The sequence below is a fragment of the Streptomyces sp. NPDC059900 genome (genome assembly GCF_050270335.1).
In the GTDB taxonomy this organism is placed as follows: Bacteria; Actinomycetota; Actinomycetes; order Streptomycetales; family Streptomycetaceae; genus Streptomyces.
In genome coordinates, this window is sequence record NZ_JBNNJZ010000856.1 from 1 (window position 1) to 2599 (window position 2599).

A 2599-nucleotide genomic window follows, 5' to 3' on the forward strand; every position below is an offset into this window, starting at 1 on the left:
CCCGACGACCGACCGCCGGCCATCGGCGGCCCGCTCCCCAGCACCCAGGTCTTCGTGCTGGACGACTTCCTGCGCCCGGTGCTGCCGGGTGTGGTGGGTGAGGTCTATCTCGCCGGTCCGGGTCTGGCCCGCGGCTACCTGGGCCGCCCGGTTCTGACGGCGGAGCGCTTTGTGGCCTGCCCATACGCCGACGGCGGGCGGATGTATCGCACCGGCGACCTGGCGAAGTGGAGCGCGGACGGGCTGCTGCACTTCGAAGGCCGCACGGACACACAGGTGAAGATCCGCGGCTTCCGGGTCGAGCCGGGCGAGGTCGAGTCGGCGATCGCGGCGCATCCGGCGGTCGCCCAGGCGGCGGTCGTGGTGCGTGCGGACCGTATCGCCGCCTACGTGACACCCGGCGCACAGGGCGCCGCCGACGCGACCGAGATACGGGAACTCGCCGCCCGCCGCCTCCCCTCGTACATGGTCCCGGCCACGGTGACCGTGCTGGACGCACTGCCGCTCACCCCCAACGGCAAGGTGGACAAAGCCGCTCTGCCCGCCGCCGATGCGACGGCAGGCGCGGGCCGCGCACCGGCGACGCCCGCCGAACTGCTGCTGTGCGAACTCTTCGCCGAGATCCTGCGCGTGGGGGAAGTCGGTGCCGACGGTGACTTCTTCGCACTGGGCGGGGACTCGATCCTGTCGATGCTGCTGGTCTCGGCCGCGCGGCGAGCAGGTATCGCGATCTCCTCCCGGCAGGTGTTCGAGCTGCGGACACCGGCCGGGCTGGCGCGAGTTGCGGGTGCGCTGGAGAGCGGCGGTGTGGTGCCGGGCGGGGAGCCCGGTGTGGGTGCAGTGCCGCTGACGCCGGTGATGCATGAGCTGATCGAACGCGTCGGTCCGGACCGACTCCACGAGGTCGTGCAATCCAGCTGGGTGCGGACGCCGGCCGGCCTGGACTTCGAGGTGCTCGCGCGGGCGGTGCAGGAGCTGGTGGGTCACCACGACGTGCTGCGGGCGCGGTTGGTGCCGGGTGCGGAGGCGCGGCTTGTGGTGCCGGAGGCGGTGCCGGAGCGGGTGTGGGTGCGTCGGGTGGATGCGGCCGGCGCGGATGTGGATGTGGAGGCGGAGGCGCGGGCGGCGGTGGGTCGGTTGGATCCGCTGGCCGGTGTGATGGTGCAGGCGGTGTGGTTTGACGCCGGTCCGGCGGCCGGGGGGCGGCTGTTGCTCGTCGTCAACCATCTGGTGATGGACACCGTGTCGTGGCGGGTGTTGCTGCCGGATCTGGCGGAGGCGTACGCGGCCCTGTCCGCGGGCCGGGAGGCGGACCTCGAGTCGGCGACGACGTCGTTCCGGCACTGGGCGCGGGAGCTGGAGGCGCAGGCCGCAAGTCCGGAGCGACTGGCGGAACTGGAAGCGTGGACCGCGATGCAGGCGGGATCCGACCCGCTGTTGACCACACTGCCGCTGGATCCGGTACGGGATGTCGAGTCGTCGGTGCGGCGGGTGTCGGTGCGGGTGCCGGCGTCGGTGACGTCGGCGTTGCTGACCGGGGTACCGGCGGCGTTCGGTGCCAAGGTCGACGAGGTGCTGCTGGCCGGGCTGGCAGCGGCGCTGCAGGTGCGGTGCCCCGAGGGCAGCGCCGGGGTGCTGGTCGAGGTCGAGCGGCATGGGCGGGAGCCGTTGGGCGGCGAGGGGGTGGATCTGTCGCGGACGGTGGGCTGGTTCACGGGCGTGCATCCGGTCCGGGTGCACGCCGGTGGGGCGGTGGCGGTCGGGGAGGTCGTCAAGCGGGTCAAGGAGCAGGTGCGCGCCGTGCCCGGGGACGGTCTTGGCTACGGCATGCTTCGGTATCTGCATGCGGATACGGCGGCGGCGCTGGCCGGATTGCCGGCCGCGCAGGTCGGATTCAACTACCTGGGCCGCTTCAGCAGTCCAGCGGGCGACGACTGGCAGTTGCTCGGCGACGATGTCGGGGGAGGCCTCGGCGGCGACTTCCCCGTGCGGCATGCGCTGGAGTTCCTGGGGGCAGTCCAAGACTCGGCCGAGGGGCCGGAGCTGACGCTGACGCTGGCGTGGCCGCAGCGGCTGCTGGGCGCGGGGGCGGCGCAGTCTTTGGTTGATGGCTGGGCGGAGATGCTGGCCGGGCTCGAGGCTCATGTGGTGTCGGGTGGTGGTGGTTATACGCCGTCGGATTTTCCGTTGGTGGTGTTGGGGCAGTCGCAGGTGGAGGAGTTGGAGGCGGCGGTTCCGGGGCTGGTGGAGGTGTTGCCGGTATCGCCGTTGCAGGAAGGGTTGTTGTTCCACGCGCTGTTTGACCGGCAGGGCACGGATGTGTATGTGGAGCAGCTGGTCCTGGACTTGGAGGGGCGACTCGACGCGGGTGTTTTGCGGGCGTCGTGGCAGGCGGTGCTTGACCGGCACGCCAGTCTGCGGGCCGGGTTCCGGCAGGTGGCGGGGATCGAACAGCCGGTGCAGGTGATTGCCGAAGGTGTGCAACTGCCCTGGCACGTAGAAGACCTCACGGAAGATCCGGAGCGGGCTGAGGAACTGGCTCTGGCCGAGCGGGTGCGGGGCTTTGATGTGGCGGTGCCGCCGCTGATCCGTGTACTGC

The 2599-nt window shown here is 71.6% G+C and carries 1 protein-coding gene; it reads left to right on the forward strand.

Features of this window, described 5'->3' with window-relative positions; all coding sequences use genetic code 11:
• Positions 1–54: 54 nt before the first annotated feature.
• Positions 55–2599: condensation domain-containing protein (locus tag ACQKIP_RS44950; protein ID WP_427745641.1), on the forward strand; the 2545-nt coding region annotated here is incomplete at its 3' end.